Source organism: Spirosoma endophyticum (assembly GCF_900112365.1).
Lineage (GTDB): Bacteria > Bacteroidota > Bacteroidia > Cytophagales > Spirosomataceae > Spirosoma > Spirosoma endophyticum.
Window position 1 is genome coordinate 18651 of sequence record NZ_FOLQ01000024.1, and the last position, 18653, is coordinate 37303.

At 47.6% G+C, this 18653-nt stretch carries 17 protein-coding genes; 8 read left to right on the forward strand and 9 right to left on the reverse strand.

Annotation, left to right across the window (positions count from 1 at the left end; all coding sequences use genetic code 11):
* Positions 1-7: 7 nt before the first annotated feature.
* The 5 genes from BM202_RS30980 to BM202_RS31000 form a co-directional block, all read right to left on the reverse strand.
* On the reverse strand, positions 8-1021 hold the full coding sequence (locus tag BM202_RS30980) for a GSCFA domain-containing protein (protein WP_093833555.1): 1014 nt from the start codon (positions 1019-1021) through the stop codon (positions 8-10).
* Between the two features lie 207 nt (positions 1022-1228).
* Positions 1229-1672 carry a 50S ribosomal protein L9 gene (rplI, locus tag BM202_RS30985; RefSeq protein ID WP_093833557.1) on the reverse strand — a complete coding sequence of 148 codons (444 nt, stop codon included), beginning with the start codon at positions 1670-1672 and terminating at the stop codon, positions 1229-1231.
* 75 nt (positions 1673-1747) lie between these two features.
* Complete coding sequence (rpsR, locus tag BM202_RS30990; RefSeq protein ID WP_018620831.1) at positions 1748-1999, reverse strand: 30S ribosomal protein S18; 252 nt, start codon at positions 1997-1999, stop codon at positions 1748-1750.
* A 2-nt stretch (positions 2000-2001) separates the two neighbouring features.
* Entirely contained in the window at positions 2002-2370 is a 369-nt protein-coding gene (rpsF, locus tag BM202_RS30995; protein ID WP_093833559.1) for a 30S ribosomal protein S6, read from the reverse strand.
* A gap of 136 nt (positions 2371-2506) precedes the next feature.
* Entirely contained in the window at positions 2507-3448 is a 942-nt protein-coding gene (locus tag BM202_RS31000; protein ID WP_093833561.1) for a hypothetical protein, read from the reverse strand.
* 190 nt (positions 3449-3638) lie between these two features.
* Between BM202_RS31000 and BM202_RS31005 the strand changes: the two genes are divergently transcribed.
* From BM202_RS31005 to BM202_RS31025, 5 genes are all read left to right on the forward strand, one after another.
* Positions 3639-4298, forward strand: a complete 660-nt coding sequence (locus tag BM202_RS31005; protein WP_093833563.1) for a YggS family pyridoxal phosphate-dependent enzyme — start codon at positions 3639-3641, stop codon at positions 4296-4298.
* Between the two features lie 110 nt (positions 4299-4408).
* The gene (locus BM202_RS31010) at positions 4409-4786 is read left to right on the forward strand and encodes a DUF423 domain-containing protein (protein ID WP_093833565.1); all 378 of its coding nucleotides are present in this window, start codon (positions 4409-4411) and stop codon (positions 4784-4786) included.
* A 96-nt stretch (positions 4787-4882) separates the two neighbouring features.
* Positions 4883-6478 (forward strand): peptide chain release factor 3, encoded by a 1596-nt coding sequence (locus BM202_RS31015; RefSeq protein WP_093833567.1) that lies wholly within the window; start codon positions 4883-4885, stop codon positions 6476-6478.
* A 101-nt stretch (positions 6479-6579) separates the two neighbouring features.
* Positions 6580-6933, forward strand: a complete 354-nt coding sequence (locus BM202_RS31020) for a hypothetical protein (protein ID WP_093833569.1) — start codon at positions 6580-6582, stop codon at positions 6931-6933.
* A gap of 91 nt (positions 6934-7024) precedes the next feature.
* Positions 7025-7228 (forward strand): hypothetical protein, encoded by a 204-nt coding sequence (locus tag BM202_RS31025; protein WP_093833571.1) that lies wholly within the window; start codon positions 7025-7027, stop codon positions 7226-7228.
* 183 nt (positions 7229-7411) lie between these two features.
* Here BM202_RS31025 and BM202_RS31030 read toward each other — a convergent pair whose 3' ends face one another.
* The 3 genes from BM202_RS31030 to BM202_RS31040 all read right to left on the reverse strand — a co-directional run bounded on the left by BM202_RS31030 (position 7412) and on the right by BM202_RS31040 (position 13178).
* Complete coding sequence (locus BM202_RS31030) at positions 7412-8839, reverse strand: sensor histidine kinase (RefSeq protein ID WP_093833646.1); 1428 nt, start codon at positions 8837-8839, stop codon at positions 7412-7414.
* Positions 8840-8929: 90 nt separating this feature from the next.
* Positions 8930-9607, reverse strand: a complete 678-nt coding sequence (locus BM202_RS31035) for a response regulator (RefSeq protein ID WP_177236753.1) — start codon at positions 9605-9607, stop codon at positions 8930-8932.
* Positions 9608-10079: 472 nt separating this feature from the next.
* Positions 10080-13178 carry an efflux RND transporter permease subunit gene (locus tag BM202_RS31040; protein ID WP_093833575.1) on the reverse strand — a complete coding sequence of 1033 codons (3099 nt, stop codon included), beginning with the start codon at positions 13176-13178 and terminating at the stop codon, positions 10080-10082.
* A 220-nt stretch (positions 13179-13398) separates the two neighbouring features.
* On the opposite strand from BM202_RS31040, the gene BM202_RS31045 reads away from it, so the two are divergent.
* From BM202_RS31045 to BM202_RS31055, 3 genes are all read left to right on the forward strand, one after another.
* Positions 13399-15258: a glycoside hydrolase family 2 protein gene (locus tag BM202_RS31045; RefSeq protein ID WP_093833577.1), complete on the forward strand. Its 1860-nt coding sequence runs from the start codon at positions 13399-13401 to the stop codon at positions 15256-15258.
* A 195-nt stretch (positions 15259-15453) separates the two neighbouring features.
* On the forward strand, positions 15454-15660 hold the full coding sequence (locus tag BM202_RS31050; RefSeq protein WP_093833579.1) for a heavy-metal-associated domain-containing protein: 207 nt from the start codon (positions 15454-15456) through the stop codon (positions 15658-15660).
* A 9-nt stretch (positions 15661-15669) separates the two neighbouring features.
* Positions 15670-17976: a heavy metal translocating P-type ATPase gene (locus tag BM202_RS31055; RefSeq protein WP_093833581.1), complete on the forward strand. Its 2307-nt coding sequence runs from the start codon at positions 15670-15672 to the stop codon at positions 17974-17976.
* 111 nt (positions 17977-18087) lie between these two features.
* Here the strand turns inward: BM202_RS31055 and BM202_RS31060 are convergent, their stop codons facing one another.
* On the reverse strand, positions 18088-18645 hold the full coding sequence (locus tag BM202_RS31060) for a 50S ribosomal protein L25/general stress protein Ctc (RefSeq protein WP_093833648.1): 558 nt from the start codon (positions 18643-18645) through the stop codon (positions 18088-18090).
* Positions 18646-18653 lie beyond the last annotated feature (8 nt).

Genomic DNA, 18653 nt, shown 5'->3' on the forward strand with positions numbered 1-18653 from the left:
CCGGGAATCACACGTTTTGCAACTCTGAAGGACGCTGTACACATTTTTCTAAACGGCTTCTAACGTCAGCCAGTTCCGTTGATACGTCGATACAAGTTGACAGTGCATCCAATTGCGTCAACAATCTGGCTAGAAACTGCTGATGAGCTGGGCTATTATCGCCATAAAGTGGACGATGAGCCAGCGATTTGCTGATTTGAGCCCAATCAGTAATAAACTTACGAAGGTCGGGATCAAAAGCACTCTCCGTGAATTTTTCAAAAATATACACCTGTGCCTGCGCATTTGGGTGTATCATATCGACTTCATAAAAGCGATAATCACGCAGATCGTCCATCATCAGTTCATAAGCTGGAAAGTACGTAATCCAGTTATTCCAGATGGTCAACTCATGGGCAATGACCCGCAGTATGGATTTGCTGACACTATTAAGCGGAAGTGTATCGCGTGTGTGACGAACAGGGCTAACCGTGAGTACTACGTTCAATTTCGGATTGGCTTTACGCAGTGTCTTTAATAAGCGTGTCAGCTCATCGCGGAGGTGATCGATGTTATACAGATATTTCTCAAACAGCGCGCTATGCATTTTATGGCAATTGGCCACTACCTTGCCCGTTTCAATGTGACGGTAAACAACTGCCGAACCGAGCGTAAGGAGCAGAAAATCCGCCTTCCGAATGGCTTCAGCAGTTTGCGACAGGCAGTTCTCCAATTTGTGCCGGAGTTCATCGCGGCTATTCGCCCAGAGTGACGAATGAAAGTCGTAATGAAACCAGACTCCCTCCCGCTCGACGTAGCGTTGCTCATCCGGAGTGGTTCCATACAACGCCATCGTCAGTAAGGTTGCGATGGAGATGGGATTGAAGATCGTCCCGAATGGATTGTTCAGTACGCTTAGTTTGTTGTCAGTCAATCGACGCCCCATTACGTCGGCAAAGCACGAGCCAACCGTCACAATCTGGCTGTTCAGCCCAATGCGATGGGGGAGTGGTTCAGGCGAAAATTCGGTATGAAACTGCATACTTTATTAACAAAAAAACGGACCTAAAAAGTCCGTTTTTGGTAAAAGATTTTATAAGATAACTGGCTGATTATTAGTCGAATTTAGGGTGATATTATCCTCAATAAACTTGCTCAAAAGTAGATTCATCTTTCTTCTATAAACGCAAAAAACCGACTGGCTTCGTCATACAACGTGCCAGTCGGTTTGACTTGAAATCAGTATGGCTTATTCGGCCGAAACGACTTCGAATTTTACTTTATGCTTCACGTCCTTGTGCAGATCAAGTGAAGCTTCATACGTACCAAGAACTTTTACGTCTTCAACCGTAATTTTCTTCCGGTCAATATCAAAACCTTTCGTGCGTAGTGCATCGGCTACCTGCGTGTTTGTAACACGACCGAAGATTTTGCCACTGTCACCAGCTTTTGCCGGGATAGTCAGCACTGTATCGCCAATGGCTTCCGCAATTGCTTGCGCGTCGCTTTTTAGTTTTTCGGCTTTGTGAGCCGCCTGGCGAATGTTTTCGGCAACGATCTTTTTGTTTGAATCGGTTGCCATCATCGCAAATCCCTGTGGAATCAGGTAGTTGCGGCCGTAACCTGGCTTCACAACAACGGTGTCGTTCTTATAGCCCAGGCCGGCGATATCGGTTTTTAAAATGATATTCATTTTTGGAAAGTCGTCAGTAGATAGTCAAACGTCGTTAGCTCTGTTAACTGACGACGTTCGACTAGTGACTAAAATTTATTTCAGTGAATCGCCTACGTAGGGCAGAATGGCCAGATGACGGGCACGCTTAACAGCCTGAGCCACTTTGCGCTGGTTTTTCAAGGTGGTGCCGGTTAAGCGACGGGGTAGAATTTTACCCTGTTCGTTCAACAATTTTAGCAGGAAGTTGCCGTCTTTGTAGTCGATATATTTGATACCGGCTTTCTTGAAACGGTCGTATTTTTTGCGGTTCTCGGTTTTCGAGACAGATTCGTTTTGCAGACTCATGATTACTTGCCTTCGTTTTCGGTTTGTTTTTTCTTACCCACCAAGCCATTACGCTTGCGATCGTTGTAAGCAACGGCGTGCTTATCAAGCGAAACCGTCAGGTGACGGATGATGCGCTCATCACGAAGATACTCGGTGTTGAGTTTCTCGATGATAGTGCCAGGGGCCTTAAACTCGAAGAGTTGGTAGTAACCCGTGTTCTTGTGCTGAATCGGATAGGCTAGTTTGCGCAAGCCCATGTGATCTTCGTGAACAAGCTCCGCACCGTTGTCGGTAAGCACTTTACGGAACTTGTCAACGGCGTCCTTCATCTGAATATCAGATAAAACGGGAGTTAAAATGAACACCGTTTCGTAGTTATTTGGAAACATTTTATTGTAATTGGTTTGAAATTAGGCCGCAAAGGTAGCAAAATCAGTCGATAGTCGCAAGTCATTAGTCGACAGTATCGACAAAATAATAAGGGATGGCCTAGGCCATCCCTTATAAATCACGGGTGATTCTATACTAGTTTACCGTGAACTCGCCTTCACCAATGCGGAAACCTTCGCAGTAAACCTCAATATTGTACTTCCCTTCGTTGAAACGCTGCCCGCCCCGGCCATAAAAGAAATCAAGCCGCTGGCGAGTATTGTCAAATGTGAAACGTTGTTTGGCAGTATAAATCATACCCTGATTGTTGTACGTAAACTCTCCAGAGCCTGTTGCCATATCTGATATTACAGCACCGCTCGGATCAAGAACGCGTATGTATAATTCTTTTTCGTCCTTTTTCGCTAACCCATTGGGGGCCAGCAGAACGGATACGTGGATCTTGTCAAGCTTCTTGCTTTTATACGTGCCACCATCACTTTCTTTGCCCTTAGCGTTAACGCTGTTAATGGTGACCGCTTCGGCCCTGAGTGCGGCCGCTATGGTAACTTTTTCGGCTAATTCCTGATTTTTAGCCGAGACCGACATTACTGAATCGCTCAGACTCTGGCGTTCTGTCTTTAACGTACTATTTTCATTCGTTAATGAGTCGTTTCGCACGGTCAGGATGCCATTTTCCTCTTTAAGGCGAGCAATTTCTTCGTCTTTCTGAGCCAGCAGGTTCTGATAGTCTTTGATTTTTCTGTTGTACTTTTTACTGTCAAATGCACTGACATTTCTAAGCTCTTTCTTATCGATCTCCAACTGCGCTTTTATTTTCATCAATGAATCGACACTGCCGCCCAGTTTCTGAATTTCGGCAATTTTAGCATCTAACTGGGTCGAAATAGAGTCAAGCTGGGTTTTGGCAATCAATACCTCCTCTGTTTTGGCTGCAATGGTAGCATCTTTTGTTTTGTTATCCTGCCGTTCCTGGTAGTAAAAATAGAGGAGCAGTACGTTCAGGGCGGCCAGGATTAATAGGGCTGCCAGTAAGTAACTACGGCTGTTGTTGCGGGGTTGGGGTCTAGGTTCCATTGGGGTCATATCCTACGTGGATGAGTTTCAGTTTAATCGTTACCAAAACCAAAGCAGCCAACGAATTATTGTGCTGTTCTGGGGTTTCTGATGAATTTTGGCCAAAAACTACATGTTTCTGCTTAGTTCTCAAACCTATCTTTGCAGAATCTTAATAAATGGGCGGAACACGTTCACAATTTACTTTACTATGATTGCTGATACAATTCGCCAGATTGAGCGTGAATTACAAGGTAAGGCTAAACTGATTGCCGTTACCAAAACGAAACCTGTCGAACTACTACGTGAAGCATACGATGCTGGTGCCCGACGGTTTGGTGAAAATAAAGTACAGGAAATGGTTGACAAACAGCCACAGCTTCCTGCCGATGTTCAATGGCATTTGATTGGTCATTTACAGAGCAATAAGGTCAAATACATTGCTCCATTCGTGGCCTTGATCCATTCGGTAGACAGCCTGAAACTCCTGCAGGAGATCAACAAACAGGCTGCCAAACAGAATCGTATTATTGACTGCCTATTGCAAATCTATATTGCCGATGAGGAAACAAAATTTGGTTTAGCGCCGGAAGAAGCTGAAGTGTTACTTCAGGCGTCAGAATTAAATACGTTACAAAATGTTCGTCTGGTAGGTCTAATGGGCTTGGCGACAAATACGGACGATGAAGCACAAATTCGGCAGGAGTTTCGCGGATTGAAGCAACTATATGATCGACTGGCTCAAATTCAGCATCCTATTGTTCATTTCCATGAGTTGTCAATGGGCATGAGTGGCGATTATCGTATCGCTGTTGAAGAGGGCAGTACATTGGTTCGGGTCGGGAGTGCTATTTTCGGAGCCAGAGCTTAACTGGTTTCTGTCTTGCTGGAACGCCGGCCCGGTGATGAAGGAAGCATCTTCTATAGCTATAAATTAATCTGATCCGAAGATGCTTCCTTCGTCAGCATGACAACAGAGAAATGAAATTCTTTATTCAATCAGGTGCTATTTTAGGATTGCTGGGCGTTGGGCTCGGTGCGTTTGGAGCTCACGCCTTACGGACGATGCTCGATGCATCGGGACGGGCTGCTACGTTCGAAACCGCTGTTAAATATCAGTTTTATCATGCGTTAGCGCTTGTGCTGGTTGGCTTGCTGATGCACGTATTCGCCAGTAATCCGACGATAGTGAAACTGCTTGGTTGGTCGGGATATTCATTTCTGGGTGGCACATTGATTTTTTCGGGCTCGCTCTATATACTGTGTTTCACCGGTATTACATGGCTGGGGGCCATTACCCCCCTGGGTGGCCTGGCCATGATTGCAGGCTGGGCATTGCTCTTCTGGGCGTTCGTTTAAAATGATGAATGATAAATGATGAGGTCAGAAAGCTGCTATCTCATCATTCATAATTCATCATTCAATTCGTATCTTTGTCGTCTGATTCTGAGAATAATGCAAACGAATATACAGGCAGAAACCGCCCGTCGGCGGACATTCGCCATTATTAGTCACCCGGATGCCGGGAAAACTACATTAACTGAAAAACTATTACTGTTTGGGGGCGCTATCCAAACGGCTGGTGCTGTTAAATCCAATAAGATCAAGAAGTCAGCTACTTCAGATTTTATGGAAATTGAAAAGCAGCGGGGTATCTCGGTCGCTACGTCGGTAATGACGTTTGAGTACGATCATTTGAAAGTTAATATCCTCGATACGCCTGGTCACAAGGACTTTGCGGAGGATACGTACCGTACCCTAACGGCTGTGGACAGTGTTATTCTGGTGATTGACTGCGTAAAGGGTGTTGAAGAGCAAACCGAGCGGTTGATGGAAGTTTGCCGGATGCGCGATACGCCCGTTATTATTTTTATCAATAAACTTGACCGCGAAGGCCGTGATCCATTCGATCTTCTCGACGAACTGGAGGAGAAATTGAACATCCGTGTCCGGCCGATGACCTGGCCCGTCAATATGGGTTCTGAGTTTAAGGGGGTATATAACCTGATCGAGAAAAAGTTATATTTCTTTAAAGTCAATAAAACCAAAGTTGAGGACGACGTACTGTCTATTGAGCTGGCGGATAGTTTGCTTGATGAGAAAGTAGGCGCGCGCGATGCGGCCCAACTTCGGGAGGACGTTGAACTGATCGAGGGCATTTATGATCCGTTCGACCGGCAGACGTATTTAGATGGTAAACTGGCTCCCGTATTTTTCGGATCGGCGGTCAATAATTTCGGCGTCAAAGAATTGCTCGATGGATTTTGCCAGATTTCGCCTGAACCCATCGCTCGCCCGACGGATAAGCGTGAAGTCTTCCCCGGCGAGAAAAACTTTACTGGTTTTGTTTTCAAGATCCACGCCAATCTGGACCCGCGCCACCGCGATCGTATTGCGTTCCTGCGTATTTGTTCGGGGGTGTTTGAACGTAACAAGTTCTATCACCACACACGCCTGGATAAAAACGTACGGTTTGCCAGCCCGTTCAGTTTTATGGCCGACAGCAAGAGCGTGCTCGAAGAAGGATTTCCTGGCGACGTAGTTGGCCTTTACGACACTGGTACGTTCAAAATTGGCGATACGCTTACGGAAGGAGAGGAGTTGCAATTTCAGGGAATTCCGAGCTTTTCGCCCGAAATTTTCAAGGAACTTGTCAACTTGGACCCCATGAAAGCGAAGCAACTCGACAAGGGCATTCAACAGTTGACGGATGAGGGTGTTGCTCAGTTGTTTACGCTTGAATTGGGTAATCGCAAGATTGTAGGTACGGTTGGCGAACTGCAATTTGAAGTTATTCAATACCGGCTGGAAAACGAATATGGCGCTAAATGTCGCTGGGTGCCGTTGAATTACACAAAAGCCTGCTGGATAACAGCCGAAAATCCGGTTAAGCTGGCTGAATTTATTCGACTGAAAGGCAACCAGATTGCCTACGACAAAGATCAGAATCCAGTCTTTTTGGCTGAATCGGATTGGATGCTACGTATGAATCAGCAGAATAACCCCGACGTTACGTTCCATCTAACGTCAGAGTTTAAGGTGGCTGCGTAAGGCTCAAAACTCCCTTTTTTTGAATTCTTACGCTTTCATAAAAACTACTTGGAGGCAGGCGGGTTGTTATGGGTATTACTCACGTTAAACGACTACTACCCATGACTAACTCACTTGCCACCCTCGCGCTTGTTTGCTTGCTGGCCGGATCGGCCGTTGCCCAACAGAAGCCAGCCAAATCCACTACGTCGAAAAAATCCTCGGGCAGCAAAGCCGGGACAATTTCTCCTACTGATGCCGTCCGGTCAAGCCCGTCGGCAGCCGATACTCACGATGGAACGAACGGAGTTTCGACGGGTACTGGCGGAGGAGGAACTGGTTTGACAAACGATCAAAGCCAGGCTGCCGCCAATCCAACAAACAACGGTCCCACCAAAGTCGATGCCAATAGTAGCGTAAAAACTGGCGCATCATCTGTGAAAGGCAAGAAGAGATACCCCAAGTCAGACAGTTAGTAAGCTGAACGATTTAATACGAGTTTAATAACTATTTGGTAGGAACCTAGTTCTATAAAATGAATAATAAGCTCATAAACCAGATAGACTAATGAAAAACTTACTGATTGCTGCCGTTGCCGTGCTACTCATGAACAGTGCTGCCTTTGCCCAGGACGATACGAAACAGGCTCATAAGGACATGAAAAAGGAAGCCAAGGCAATGAAGAAAGAGGCTAAGAAAGAAGGCAATGACATGAAAGCCGATTCTGCCAAAGCAATGAAAAAGATGCACAAAAGCATGAAAAACAGCTAGGAAGCTGTTTTTTGTATATAAAGCTGCCCAAACGATATTAGTTTACTCGTTTGGGCAGCTTTATATATGGAGTTCTTGAAAGAATCGCCTTTCTGTTCATCCTTCACCATCATCACATCACTGCAACCTAATTAAGAATGCAATGAAGTCCACTGCTTAATGCTACCAGGTGGGAATGTATGATTAGAAACCCGCATCTGTTTTAAGGTCTGATTTTTTCGTATTGTACTCAGCGTTCAAATCATCTGAGGAGCGATAAGGGATAGGTAGCGTTATTCGGAACGTAGTGCCTTTGCCAACAACAGACTCAACGGTAATCTGCCCTTTGTGCAATTCAATGATCCGCTGGGTCAGGGTGAGGCCAATGCCATGACCCTTTATAGTCATGGTTGTCTCCGAGCGATAGAAAGGCTCGAAAATATGCGGCAGATCGGTCGCTGGAATTCCGTAGCCGTGGTCACTGAACGTAAGTTGCACTTGGCCACGCTCAAATGAAATAAGCACCAATACGCGCCCATCGGCTGAGTACTTACATCCGTTTTCCATAAGATTCTGAAAAGCGGTCTGGAGCAGCGACTCTTCTCCCACAATGACTAGTTCCTCTTCGTGATGCGGTAGATTGTCAAAATCAATGTCAATCTGGTATTCAGGTTTTTTCTGGATAAGTTGACTTTGGGCCTGCCATAATAGCTCGTCGATTCGAACCGGCTGATAATGAACGGTTGCTACGTCGGAACTGGCACGAGCCAATTCAAGCAGACCGTTCACGAGCCGAATCATGCTTTTGACTTCGTCGAGTAGTCCATCCAGCGATACTTCGTATTCGTCGTTTGATCGAGCCAGTAAGCGGGTTACTTCAATTTGACCCATCATTACAGTGAGTGGTGTACGTAATTCGTGCGATGCATGGGAAACAAAACTCTTCTGCAATACAAATGCTTCTTCGAGTCGGGTAAGTAGCGCGTTAAAAGTACGGGCCAGATCGGCGAGTTCATCCCGTTGTCGACCTACCCGCAGTCGCTCATGAATATTTGTCGCTGAGATAGAATTTACCTGGGCAATGAGTTCAGCCACAGGTCTAAGGGCATCCGTAGCAAAAAGATAACCCGCAATACCAACGATAATCAGGCTCAGCAGCCAACTGGAAAATAAGATCTCGCGCAAACGAACCAGTTTACTGAATCCGTATCGGTCATTGCCCGACGCGATAATAAATAATGACTCACCCCGTGAATTAAGGTGCAGAACCCCAACCGCTTCTATGTCGCCGGATCGAATGTATTGTGGCTGACGAAGGGTAATTTTACGTAAGAAATCAGGAGGTATCCGGAAAGGAGACGGCTTTTTTTCGCGATTCTGATTGTAAATCACTACACCCCGATTGTTGTAGATAGTGACCTGCTCATCGACAATTACGGGTAAGTCTGCCTGAGGTACTACACCTACATCTTCGCGGAGCCGGACCGTAGTGAAGGCTTTGTCTTCCAGACGTTGCTCAAACTCCTGCTGCCTGAATTGCTCATAGAGGTAATATACCGTAACGGTAAAGAGCAGCATGATTGAGGCAACCAGAAGCACAAACAGCAGCGTCAGGCGGGTGCGAATATTCATACGTAGGCGTTTATCGGTAGTCGTCAGTGGCTGGCGTGAAAACAGTTCTTTCGCGTCAGCCACTGACGACTACCGACTGACAATCACTGGTTATTCTTCCTTCAGCATATAGCCCATTCCAATGACAGTATGAATGAGTTTCTGAGGAAAATCTTTGTCAATTTTCTTTCGCAGAAAATTGACATATACATCAATAACGTTGGTGCCTGTGTCGAAATGAATATCCCAGACTTTTTCGGCAATATCTACCCGCGACACGACACGACCTCTATTGCGCATAAAGTATTCCAGCAGGCCAAACTCTTTGGCTGTTAACTCAATTCGTTTGTCACCCCTGCGCGCTATCTTTTCGTTAAGGTCTAGTTCGAGATCAGCTACTTTCAATACGTTCGCCTGCATACCGGCTTCACTACTCCTTTTAGTGAGCGCGCGCAGCCGGGCCATTAACTCCCTGAACTCAAATGGCTTGACTAGATAATCATCTGCTCCGGCTTCAAATCCCGTGAGTTTATCATCCACGGAGCCCATGGCTGTCAGCATCAGTACAGGTGTTCGGTTTTTCTCCTGCCGAATGGATTGAACAACATCAAAGCCGTTCATTTTAGGCAGATTTATGTCCATAATAATCACGTCATAAAGATTATTAAGGGCCATAGTACGGCCAACTTGTCCGTCGAAAGCTACATCCACTTCACAGGATTGTTCCTCCAAACCTTTCCTAACAAACGAGGCCAATTTTGGCTCATCTTCTACCACCAGAATCTTCATATCGGCAACATACATAGCTCTTGTCTAATTTAAAAACTATAGAATGAATTATTAGTTTACAGAGGCTGCTATGTACTCCGGCGGGTCTTATAAAACCGGGCAAATTGAATACATATTCCTTCGGTTCGATGAAGGTCGGGCAGGCATATTAAAAAGACTTGAAAACAGCATTAAAAGTAAGTTAAACCAAGAATTGGCCGCTTCAAAGCAATAAAAACAAAAAAGCCGCTCCGAAAATCGGGGCGGCTTTCCGCTTCTATCCACACCATTTCAAGACCGGCAACCGGGCGGTCACCTAATCTTGATGTTCAACCTTCCCTTTGTAAAGGATCGTTATGCTAAACTAGCAATTTCTTCTCAAGAACAAACGAAAAAACGTAGCTCTTGTTTGATAATGCAAATGTTGCAAATCTTTTTAATATAACGGTATTAAAAAGCTAAAATTATCTAACGTATCAAAAAAGCCTGTTTATTAGATCTCACTGAACTTTTGTTTGTAAAAAACATAGAAAATGAGTGGGAAAACGAACAGGGTAAGTAACGTAGCCGTGATCAGTCCACCAATCACTACGATGGCTAGTGGCTTAGCTGTTTCAGAGCCAATTCCGTGCGAGACAGCTGCCGGAATCAGGCCTATACCCGCCATCATGGCTGTCATCACCACCGGCCTGATCCTGGAGATAACGCCCTCTCGGATGGATTCATTGAGTGGTATGCCACTCCGCAGATTTTTCTTGAAAACCGAGATCAAAATTACACCGTTTTGAATACAGATGCCAAACAGAGCAATGAAGCCGATACCTGCCGAAATACTGAAATTGACATGCGTGATGAGCAGCGCGGCAATGCCTCCGATAATGGCAAACGGTACGTTGAACAGCACCAGCCCGGCATCTTTTACATTCCCAAACAACACAAAAAGAATGAAAAATATGGCCAGTAAACTTATTGGAACTACCTGCACCAGGCGGGCGGTGGCTCGTTGCTGATTCTCGAAATCGCCCGCCCATTTCACCGTATAACCCGACGGTAGTTTAACGTTTGCCTGCACTTTCTGCTGGGCTTCGGCAACGGCGCTACCCATGTCGCGTCCCCGGACCGAAAACTTAACGGCCCCATATCGTTGACTGGCTTCCCGGAAGATTAGAACGGGTCCCGTTTGGGTATATACGCGGGCGATTTCTTTAATTGGAATCATGGTGCCCGCTTCGGTAGGAACCATCAACTGGCTGATCTGCTGCTCGCTGGAGCGAAACGGTCGATCGTAGCGAATGCGCAGGTCAAATTTACGCTCACCTTCATAGATTTGGGTGGCAGCTTTACCGCCAATGGCCATCTCGATCACGGCTTCCGCATCGTTTTTGTTGATGCCGTAGAGCGCTAACTTTCGATCGTCGAGTTCAATACGCATCTCGGGCTGGCCGGTCGTGCGAATCACGCCCAAATCCTCAATACCCTGAACAGTGGCCAGTTGTTTTTGAATCTCGCCCGCTTTACCCTCCAGAATAGTCTGATCAGGCCCATAAATTTTAACGGCAATAGAGCCTTTCACGCCCGACACAGCCTCCTCTACGTTGTCCATTATGGGTTGCGAGAAGCCGAAGTTTACGCCTGGAAAGATTTGGAGTTTCTCCTGCATTTTCTCCACTAATTCTTCTTTTGTCGAGTGGCTTTTCCATTCATCCTGCGGATAGATGTCAACCAGGAACTCAATGTTGTAAAAGCCAGTAGGGTCAGTTCCGTCGTTTGGTCGGCCGGTTTGTGAAATAACACCTTTCACTTCCGGAAATTCCTCAAAAATATGGCGCATCTGCACGGTTTGCTTCACCGATTCGGGTAGCGAGATACTCATGGGCATAGTGGCCCTTACGTAAATGGAACCCTCGTTTAATTCAGGCAGGAACTCGGTGCCCAGCAAGGTAAAGCCCGACAAGCCAACGGCCACCAGCACAGCCGTAAAGACCAGACTCATCTTTTTGTGTGCGTAAGTGAAATTAAACGTATTTGTCGCATACTTGGTCACTACGTTCACAAACGGGTTATGCTTTTCCCGAACGTTCTTTTTAAGCAGAATGCTGGCTAATACCGGCACGAGGGTCAGGGTGAAAATCAGCGCACCGAGCAGCGCGAAGCCGAGGGTCCAGGCTAGTGGCGAAAACATCTTTCCTTCCACTTTCTGGAATGAGAAAATCGGTACCAGACACGTAATGATGATGAGTTTGGAGAAGAAAATCGCCTTACCCATTTCGGTACCTGTCTTACGCAGAATTCCTAACTTGGCTAACTTGTTGAACTTCGTCATACCCTGCTGATGAGCCATTTCGTCGAGGGTTACGAAAATGCCCTCCACCATCACAACCGCACCGTCAACGATAATACCAAAGTCAATGGCACCCATCGACAGCAGATTGGCCGACATGCCTTTGAGCCTTAGGCAAATAAACGCGAACAACAAGGCCAGCGGAATAACGATAGACACCGTAACGGTGGTGCGCCAGTCAGCCATGAACAGAAAGACAATCACGGTTACAAATACGATCCCTTCGATAAGGTTATGCGTAACCGTATGCGTGGAAAAATTAATGAGCGTTTCGCGATTGTAGAACGTATTGATCTCTACATCACTCGGTAAAATGCTTGTATTCAGCTCATTGATTTTGGCCTTCACCCGTTCGATTACCTCGCTGGGATTCTCGCCTTTCCGCATGATCACAATACACTCCACCACATCGTCCTCCTTGTTGCGACCTGCCTGACCAAGCCGGGGCAGTGCCGATTCGGACACCTGCGCGACATTGTGCACCGTGATGGGCGTTCCCTTGATGTTTTTGATGATTATGTTCTGAATGTCCTGCTGATTACGTAGTAACCCAATACCCCGCACCACGTAGGATTCGGAATTTTTTTCAATCACATCACCCCCCACGTTCACATTGGAACTGGCTACTGCCTGATACAACTGTAAAGGGGTAATATTATAGTCGATGAGCCGACGGGGATCAACCGAAATCTCGTAGGTTTTGACCTCGCCCCCGAAACTAACGACATCGGCCACCCCCGATACGCTCTTGAGCTGGCGGTCAATAACCCAGTCTTGTAACGTTTTTAACTCGCGGGCCGTGCGGGTTGGCGATTGAAGCGTATACCGAAAAATCTCGCCCGTAGGACCATACGGTGGCTGAACGTCAGGCCGGATGCCCTCGGGTAATTCGACGCCGTTGAGCAGATTGTTGACCTGCTGGCGGGCAAATATGTCGTCGACACCATCATCAAACAAAACCTTCACGACCGACAGGCCAAAAATGGATGTTGAACGAATGTCTGTACGCTTCTGAACCGGATTGAGGCCAATCTCGATGGGTATGGTCACGAACTTTTCAATCTCCTCTGCCGATCGACCGGGCCATTGCGTAATGAGCGTAATCTGCGTATTGGTGACGTCAGGAAACGCTTCGATGGGTGTGTTCTGATAACTGATAACACCCGCTACGACCGATAAAGCTGTAAGGAAAAAGATGAAAAATTTGTTCTTGAGGGAGAACGATAAGATACTCTTAATGAATTTATTCATACCGACGACGGCGCACGTATTTTTAAGTAGACAAAAGTGTTGCTCACAACTTAAATCGGGCTTAATCTGTGGTTAAAAGAGAGTTAAATCGCTCAAACTGCTTTTGTACGTAATATGCACGTAGCGGCAATGACTAAAGTGCCCTATTTAACAGTTACTACGTGTATTGGGTATACTAGATGTACCACTGATTTTTTAGCTATTACCTGTCTCAAGCGTTATGTCTGAAATACAATCAAATTTTGGCTTTTCAAGCAGCAAAGAGGAAACGGCTGCCCTCGAAGAACTCATTAATCCCTTACCCAGAGCCGTTTTACGCCCAAATCAGCACTGGCTGCTCGACGGCGAATGGCAATTTTCCCTTGATGCCACCGATTCGGGTCTACACGAGCGATGGTATCTGGGGCACCAATACGAAGGAACTGCCCAGTGGCCCGGTTCTATCGAAGCGCACATGGCTAAAGCCAGGGGAGAAATCAATCCGGTAATCTGGCAGGATAAAGTAATTGCCTGGTATGAGCGGGAATTTGACCTTCCGGAACGTAGTGAACCCCTTAGCCGATCGATTATCCAGCTCACATTTGGTGCCTGTGGTTACGAAACCCGCGTATGGCTAAATGGTCACCCACTCAGTACGATTGAGGGTGAAGACGTACATTTCGGTGAATACACGTCTTTTTCCTACGAACTGACCGATGAGTACCTTCGCCCGGTTAATCGGCTGACGGTACGCATCGCCGATACCATGGACGCCGAAACGCCACGCGGAAAACAGGAGTCTCACGTCTACAAACGGGGTGGCATTTGGTACCAAACCTACACGGGTGCGGTGCGCTCGGTCTGGCTCGAAACGGTGGAACGGAATCGGTTACGATCACGGGTGGGTGTTGCCAGTACGATTGAAGATCACCTGCTGCGGTTTACCTTAACCACGCGCATTCACGATCCTGGCAACTACGTGCTGCGGCTTCAGGTGTTTGATCGAAAAGCAACGGAGTCGACGCCACCGCTAGCCACCTCCGATTTTCCGCTACGTCTGGAAGCTGGGCAGAAGCAACAGCGTGTCTCGCTTGAAGCGCCGGGTACAGAGCTGTGGTCGCCCGAAACGCCGGTTCGGTATCGGCTCGTTGCTCAACTTATTGATGCCGAAGGGCACATCGCGCAGATTGAAACCCAGTTCGGACTGCGTAAGATTGAAGCGAGGGGCCGATTCGTTTACCTCAATAATAAGCCCGTTTATCTGGATGGCATCTTATATCAGCCAGGCACGGCAACTTACGAAGAGATGAAGAGCCATATGCAGGCCATGAAAGAATTGGGCTGCAATTTGGTCCGTGTTCATATTGCCGGTATTGATCCCCGTATCTATAATCTGGCGGATAAATTAGGGCTGCTGCTTTGGGTCGAAGTGCCCAGTCCGCATAGCTCTACCCCCAAAAGTCGCCGGAATCACCAGGCCGAATTACTACGTATGCTGGCGCTGATTGGCACACATCCATCCGTCATTATCTGGAGTCTTTACAACGAAGACTGGGGAGCGCAGGATATCGCGACGAATCCCGAAACCCGTGAGTACGTCATGAATATGTATCACTTTATGCAGCTGGCTTATCCACAGTTTCTGGTCGTGGATAATGATGGCTGGCAACATGTTTCCTATGAAGGTCGACTCAAGTCGGATTTGTTGACGGCCCATTTATATACGCCGGATCTGGCGCATTGGCAATCGCTACTTGATCGGTTGGTGGCGGGTGATCTGGAGGCTGTAGCCGCGTTTCCGCTCGTGGTGGGCGATCCATTTTTCTATCGCCGACAGGTTCCGCTGATCGTTAGTGAGTGGGGCGGTTTTGGCTTTGCCAACTATGGTGGTCCCCAGGAATCCGAAGATCGCGCCGAACGTATCCGGCTTTTTAAACAGGAAATGCGGAAACGGTCGATTGCGGGGGACGTTTATACGCAGGCGACTAATATCGAAGACGAACGCAACGGCCTGATAGATCCACAAACAGGAGCATTAACGGTGCCTGCCGGCTTGTTGGCATCGGGCGGGTATCCCGAAGAATCCAGATCGCCACTATAAGAAATCAGGACTTTCGTCTGGAGCCGTGCCACAGTTCCTGATTTTCGCTTATTAAACCACGGTCCGGCGGCACGGCTCTGAGCGAAAGTCCTAAAAAGTTGTCGCACAATTCTGTTACGTTCATCGGTAATTCTGTAAGCGTAGACAGGGGCTAGCTGACGACATTTGTAGTGAATTAATAAATAGTCATAATCAATGGAAACGCTAAAATTCAAAACCAATATAAAATGTGGTGCCTGTATCGCCACCGTAACGCCATTTCTGAACGAAGCTATTGGCGAAGGCCACTGGCAGGTTGATATTCAGGACCCCGGTAAAATACTGACCGTAGATTCCAGCAGTGCCGCCGTTGTCAGACAGGCCATCGAAAAAGCCGGTTATAAAGCGGAACCACTAAACTAAGGAGACGACATGACTACGAGCACAATTGATCCTGTTCCGGTAGATCGCCCCAGCAAAACTGCGAAGGGTGGGGCTACATCGGAGATTCGGAAAACATATCCCGTACTGGAGATGTCCTGTGCGGCTTGTGCCGTCAGTGTCGAATCCACGTTGAAACACACACCGGGCGTTATTGACGCGGGCGTGAATTATGCCAATCAATCGGCCTGGGTGCAGTTTGACCCAAAAGTAGTAACGCCGATTGACCTTCAACACGCTGTCCGCTCGGCCGGGTACGACATTGTTGTTGACGTCGAAGACCCACAAGCGGTGCAGGAGGAAGCCCAGTTGCAACGTAGTGAATCGATCAGGCAACGGACCATATGGGCCTCGATCCTGTCATTACCGGTTGTTATTATTGGTATGTTCCTGATGGATCTTCCCTATGCGAACTGGATCATGATGGGGCTATCGGCTCCGGTTGTGTTTGGGCTGGGTCGGTCGTTCTATATCAATGCCTGGAAACAGGCGGTCCACAGACAAGCCAACATGGACACGCTGGTGGCATTGAGCACCGGCATTGCGTTTCTGTTCAGCGCCTTCAACACGCTTTATCCTGCCTTTTGGCACCAGCGAGGGCTGCACCCGCACGTCTATTTTGAAGCGGCTTCGGTGGTTATCACCTTCATTTTACTCGGTAAACTGCTGGAAGAACGGGCTAAGTCGAACACATCGTCGGCTATCAAGAAGCTGATGGGTCTGCAACCCAAAACGGTTCATCTCGTTGAGGGAACTGCGGAGCGTGAGATTCCTATCGCGTCGGTGCAGGTCGGAAATTTGTTGCTGGTACGTCCCGGTGAGAAAATTCCGGTTGACGGACGGCTGGAATCCGGGCAGTCGTTCGTAGACGAGAGTATGATCAGCGGAGAGCCGGTTCCGGTTGAAAAACTGGCTGGCACAACCGTTTTCGCCGGGACGATTAATCAGAAAGGAAGCTTTCGGTTTCGGGCCGAAAAGGTAGGTGCTGATACGTTGCTGGCCCAAATCATTCGTACTGTGCAGGAAGCACAGGGTAGTAAAGCCCCGGTGCAACAACTGGTCGACCGGATTGCGGGTGTCTTCGTACCCGTAGTGCTGGGAATTGCCTTGTTAACATTCGTTGTCTGGCTACTATTCGGGGCGTATCTGATGCCGGGTTCCGATCCGTTTACGACAGCTCTGATGACGTCGGTAACGGTGCTGGTCATTGCCTGCCCCTGTGCCCTTGGATTAGCAACGCCAACGGCCATTATGGTTGGTGTGGGAAAAGGAGCGGAGAATAATATCCTGATTAAAGATGCTGAAGGGCTTGAGATCGCTCACAAAGTGAATGCAGTTGTGCTGGATAAAACTGGAACAATCACCCAGGGGAAACCCGCTGTGACAGACTTGAGCTGGACTATACCTGGTGATGAGAAAGCTCAATTGCAATCGATACTCTATACAATGGAAGCCCAGTCGGAACATCCACTGGCTGAAGCTGTAACGAGGTATATTGCTGGTAGCCAATCACTTCGTCTGGGTGCATTTAACAGTATAACAGGCAGAGGGATTACTGCCAATTATGAGACTGGAACGTATTACGCTGGAAACCGAAACTTACTCATTGACCATCAAATTCCACTGCCGGCCGAGCTGGATGAATTAGGGGCTCAATGGCAAAGCGAAGCGAAAACAGTTGTATTTTTTGCCCGTCGGAAATTAGATCAAACGGGTGACGTTCTGGCTATAATTGCCATTGCCGACCCGATCAAAGCTGGTTCAAAACAGGCGATTGAGACACTGCAAAAGCGTGGCATCGACGTTTACATGCTCACAGGCGACAATGCCCAAACGGCTGCAGCCGTAGCCAGCCAGGTTGGGTTGAATACCTATCAGGCCGAAGCGATGCCGGCTGATAAAGCTGATTTCGTGAAAGAATTGCAGGCCAACGGGAAGATTGTAGCCATGGTTGGCGACGGTATTAACGACTCACAGGCACTGGCGCAGGCTGACCTGAGTATCGCTATGGGGAAAGGCTCCGACATTGCTATGGACGTAGCCCGAATGACGCTCATTACGTCCGATCTCAACAGCGTACCCAAAGCGCTTCAATTGTCAAGGCAAACAGTTCGGGTTATACGCCAGAATTTGTTCTGGGCGTTTATCTACAACTTAATTGGTATTCCTCTGGCTGCTGGCGTACTGTATCCTGCCTTTGGTTTCTTACTTAATCCAATGATCGCCGGAGCCGCTATGGCACTTAGTTCGGTGTCGGTAGTCAGTAATAGCCTGCGGCTACGGCGCATACAGTTGTGAGGCTTCGTATCTGATGTCCATACGGCGTAGCCATAAAAATACCCCGCCAAGAGTTTAGCGGGGTATTTTTATGGTCTATTAGCTTACTAAATGGCGTTCAGAACACCTTTATTATTTACCACGTAGTGCACGTGGTATTTCGATGCTGGCTACTGGGTTCGAAGCGGCTTCGAGTAGCTCGATGTTTTTGACCTGAATCTGACCAACGCGAACCGATTTGCCCAGGTCAAGATTTGATACGTCAATATCAATAAAATCAGGGATGTTTTCAACGGTGCCTTTCACCCGCAGCTTCCGAACGCGCGTTACCAGCTTGCCGCCTTTTTGTACGCCAGGAGCCGTTCCGAGCAAACGAACCGGAACCGCAATTTTGATAGGCTTTTTATCCGTAATCAGCAGAAAGTCAGCGTGCAACAGGACGTCACTTACTGGGTGGAATTGAGCTTCCTGAAGAACAGCCCGGTATTCAGCACCCTCAATATTCAGGGCCACTTCAAAAATATTGGGTGTATATAGTAAGTCGCGGAACAGGATCGCGGGCGCATAGAAATGCACTTGTTCCTGACCACCGTACAATACGCACGGAACATTACCCTCGGCCCGAATCGCTTGGGATTCCGTGCGGCCGAGATTCGCTCGTTGATACCCTACAATCTCGATTTTTTTCATGTTATGTT

What these genes read in the sequence shown, in the direction of transcription:
- BM202_RS30980 (WP_093833555.1), bottom strand. Translation starts at nt 1,021, where the DNA reads ATGCAGTTTCATACCGAATTTTCGCCTGAACCACTCCCCCATCGCATT.
- rplI (WP_093833557.1), bottom strand. Translation starts at nt 1,672, where the DNA reads ATGAATATCATTTTAAAAACCGATATCGCCGGCCTGGGCTATAAGAAC.
- rpsR (WP_018620831.1), bottom strand. Translation starts at nt 1,999, where the DNA reads ATGAGTCTGCAAAACGAATCTGTCTCGAAAACCGAGAACCGCAAAAAA.
- rpsF (WP_093833559.1), bottom strand. Translation starts at nt 2,370, where the DNA reads ATGTTTCCAAATAACTACGAAACGGTGTTCATTTTAACTCCCGTTTTA.
- BM202_RS31000 (WP_093833561.1), bottom strand. Translation starts at nt 3,448, where the DNA reads ATGGAACCTAGACCCCAACCCCGCAACAACAGCCGTAGTTACTTACTG.
- BM202_RS31005 (WP_093833563.1), top strand. Translation starts at nt 3,639, where the DNA reads ATGATTGCTGATACAATTCGCCAGATTGAGCGTGAATTACAAGGTAAG.
- BM202_RS31010 (WP_093833565.1), top strand. Translation starts at nt 4,409, where the DNA reads ATGAAATTCTTTATTCAATCAGGTGCTATTTTAGGATTGCTGGGCGTT.
- BM202_RS31015 (WP_093833567.1), top strand. Translation starts at nt 4,883, where the DNA reads ATGCAAACGAATATACAGGCAGAAACCGCCCGTCGGCGGACATTCGCC.
- BM202_RS31020 (WP_093833569.1), top strand. Translation starts at nt 6,580, where the DNA reads ATGACTAACTCACTTGCCACCCTCGCGCTTGTTTGCTTGCTGGCCGGA.
- BM202_RS31025 (WP_093833571.1), top strand. Translation starts at nt 7,025, where the DNA reads ATGAAAAACTTACTGATTGCTGCCGTTGCCGTGCTACTCATGAACAGT.
- BM202_RS31030 (WP_093833646.1), bottom strand. Translation starts at nt 8,839, where the DNA reads ATGAATATTCGCACCCGCCTGACGCTGCTGTTTGTGCTTCTGGTTGCC.
- BM202_RS31035 (WP_177236753.1), bottom strand. Translation starts at nt 9,607, where the DNA reads ATGAAGATTCTGGTGGTAGAAGATGAGCCAAAATTGGCCTCGTTTGTT.
- BM202_RS31040 (WP_093833575.1), bottom strand. Translation starts at nt 13,178, where the DNA reads ATGAATAAATTCATTAAGAGTATCTTATCGTTCTCCCTCAAGAACAAA.
- BM202_RS31045 (WP_093833577.1), top strand. Translation starts at nt 13,399, where the DNA reads ATGTCTGAAATACAATCAAATTTTGGCTTTTCAAGCAGCAAAGAGGAA.
- BM202_RS31050 (WP_093833579.1), top strand. Translation starts at nt 15,454, where the DNA reads ATGGAAACGCTAAAATTCAAAACCAATATAAAATGTGGTGCCTGTATC.
- BM202_RS31055 (WP_093833581.1), top strand. Translation starts at nt 15,670, where the DNA reads ATGACTACGAGCACAATTGATCCTGTTCCGGTAGATCGCCCCAGCAAA.
- BM202_RS31060 (WP_093833648.1), bottom strand. Translation starts at nt 18,645, where the DNA reads ATGAAAAAAATCGAGATTGTAGGGTATCAACGAGCGAATCTCGGCCGC.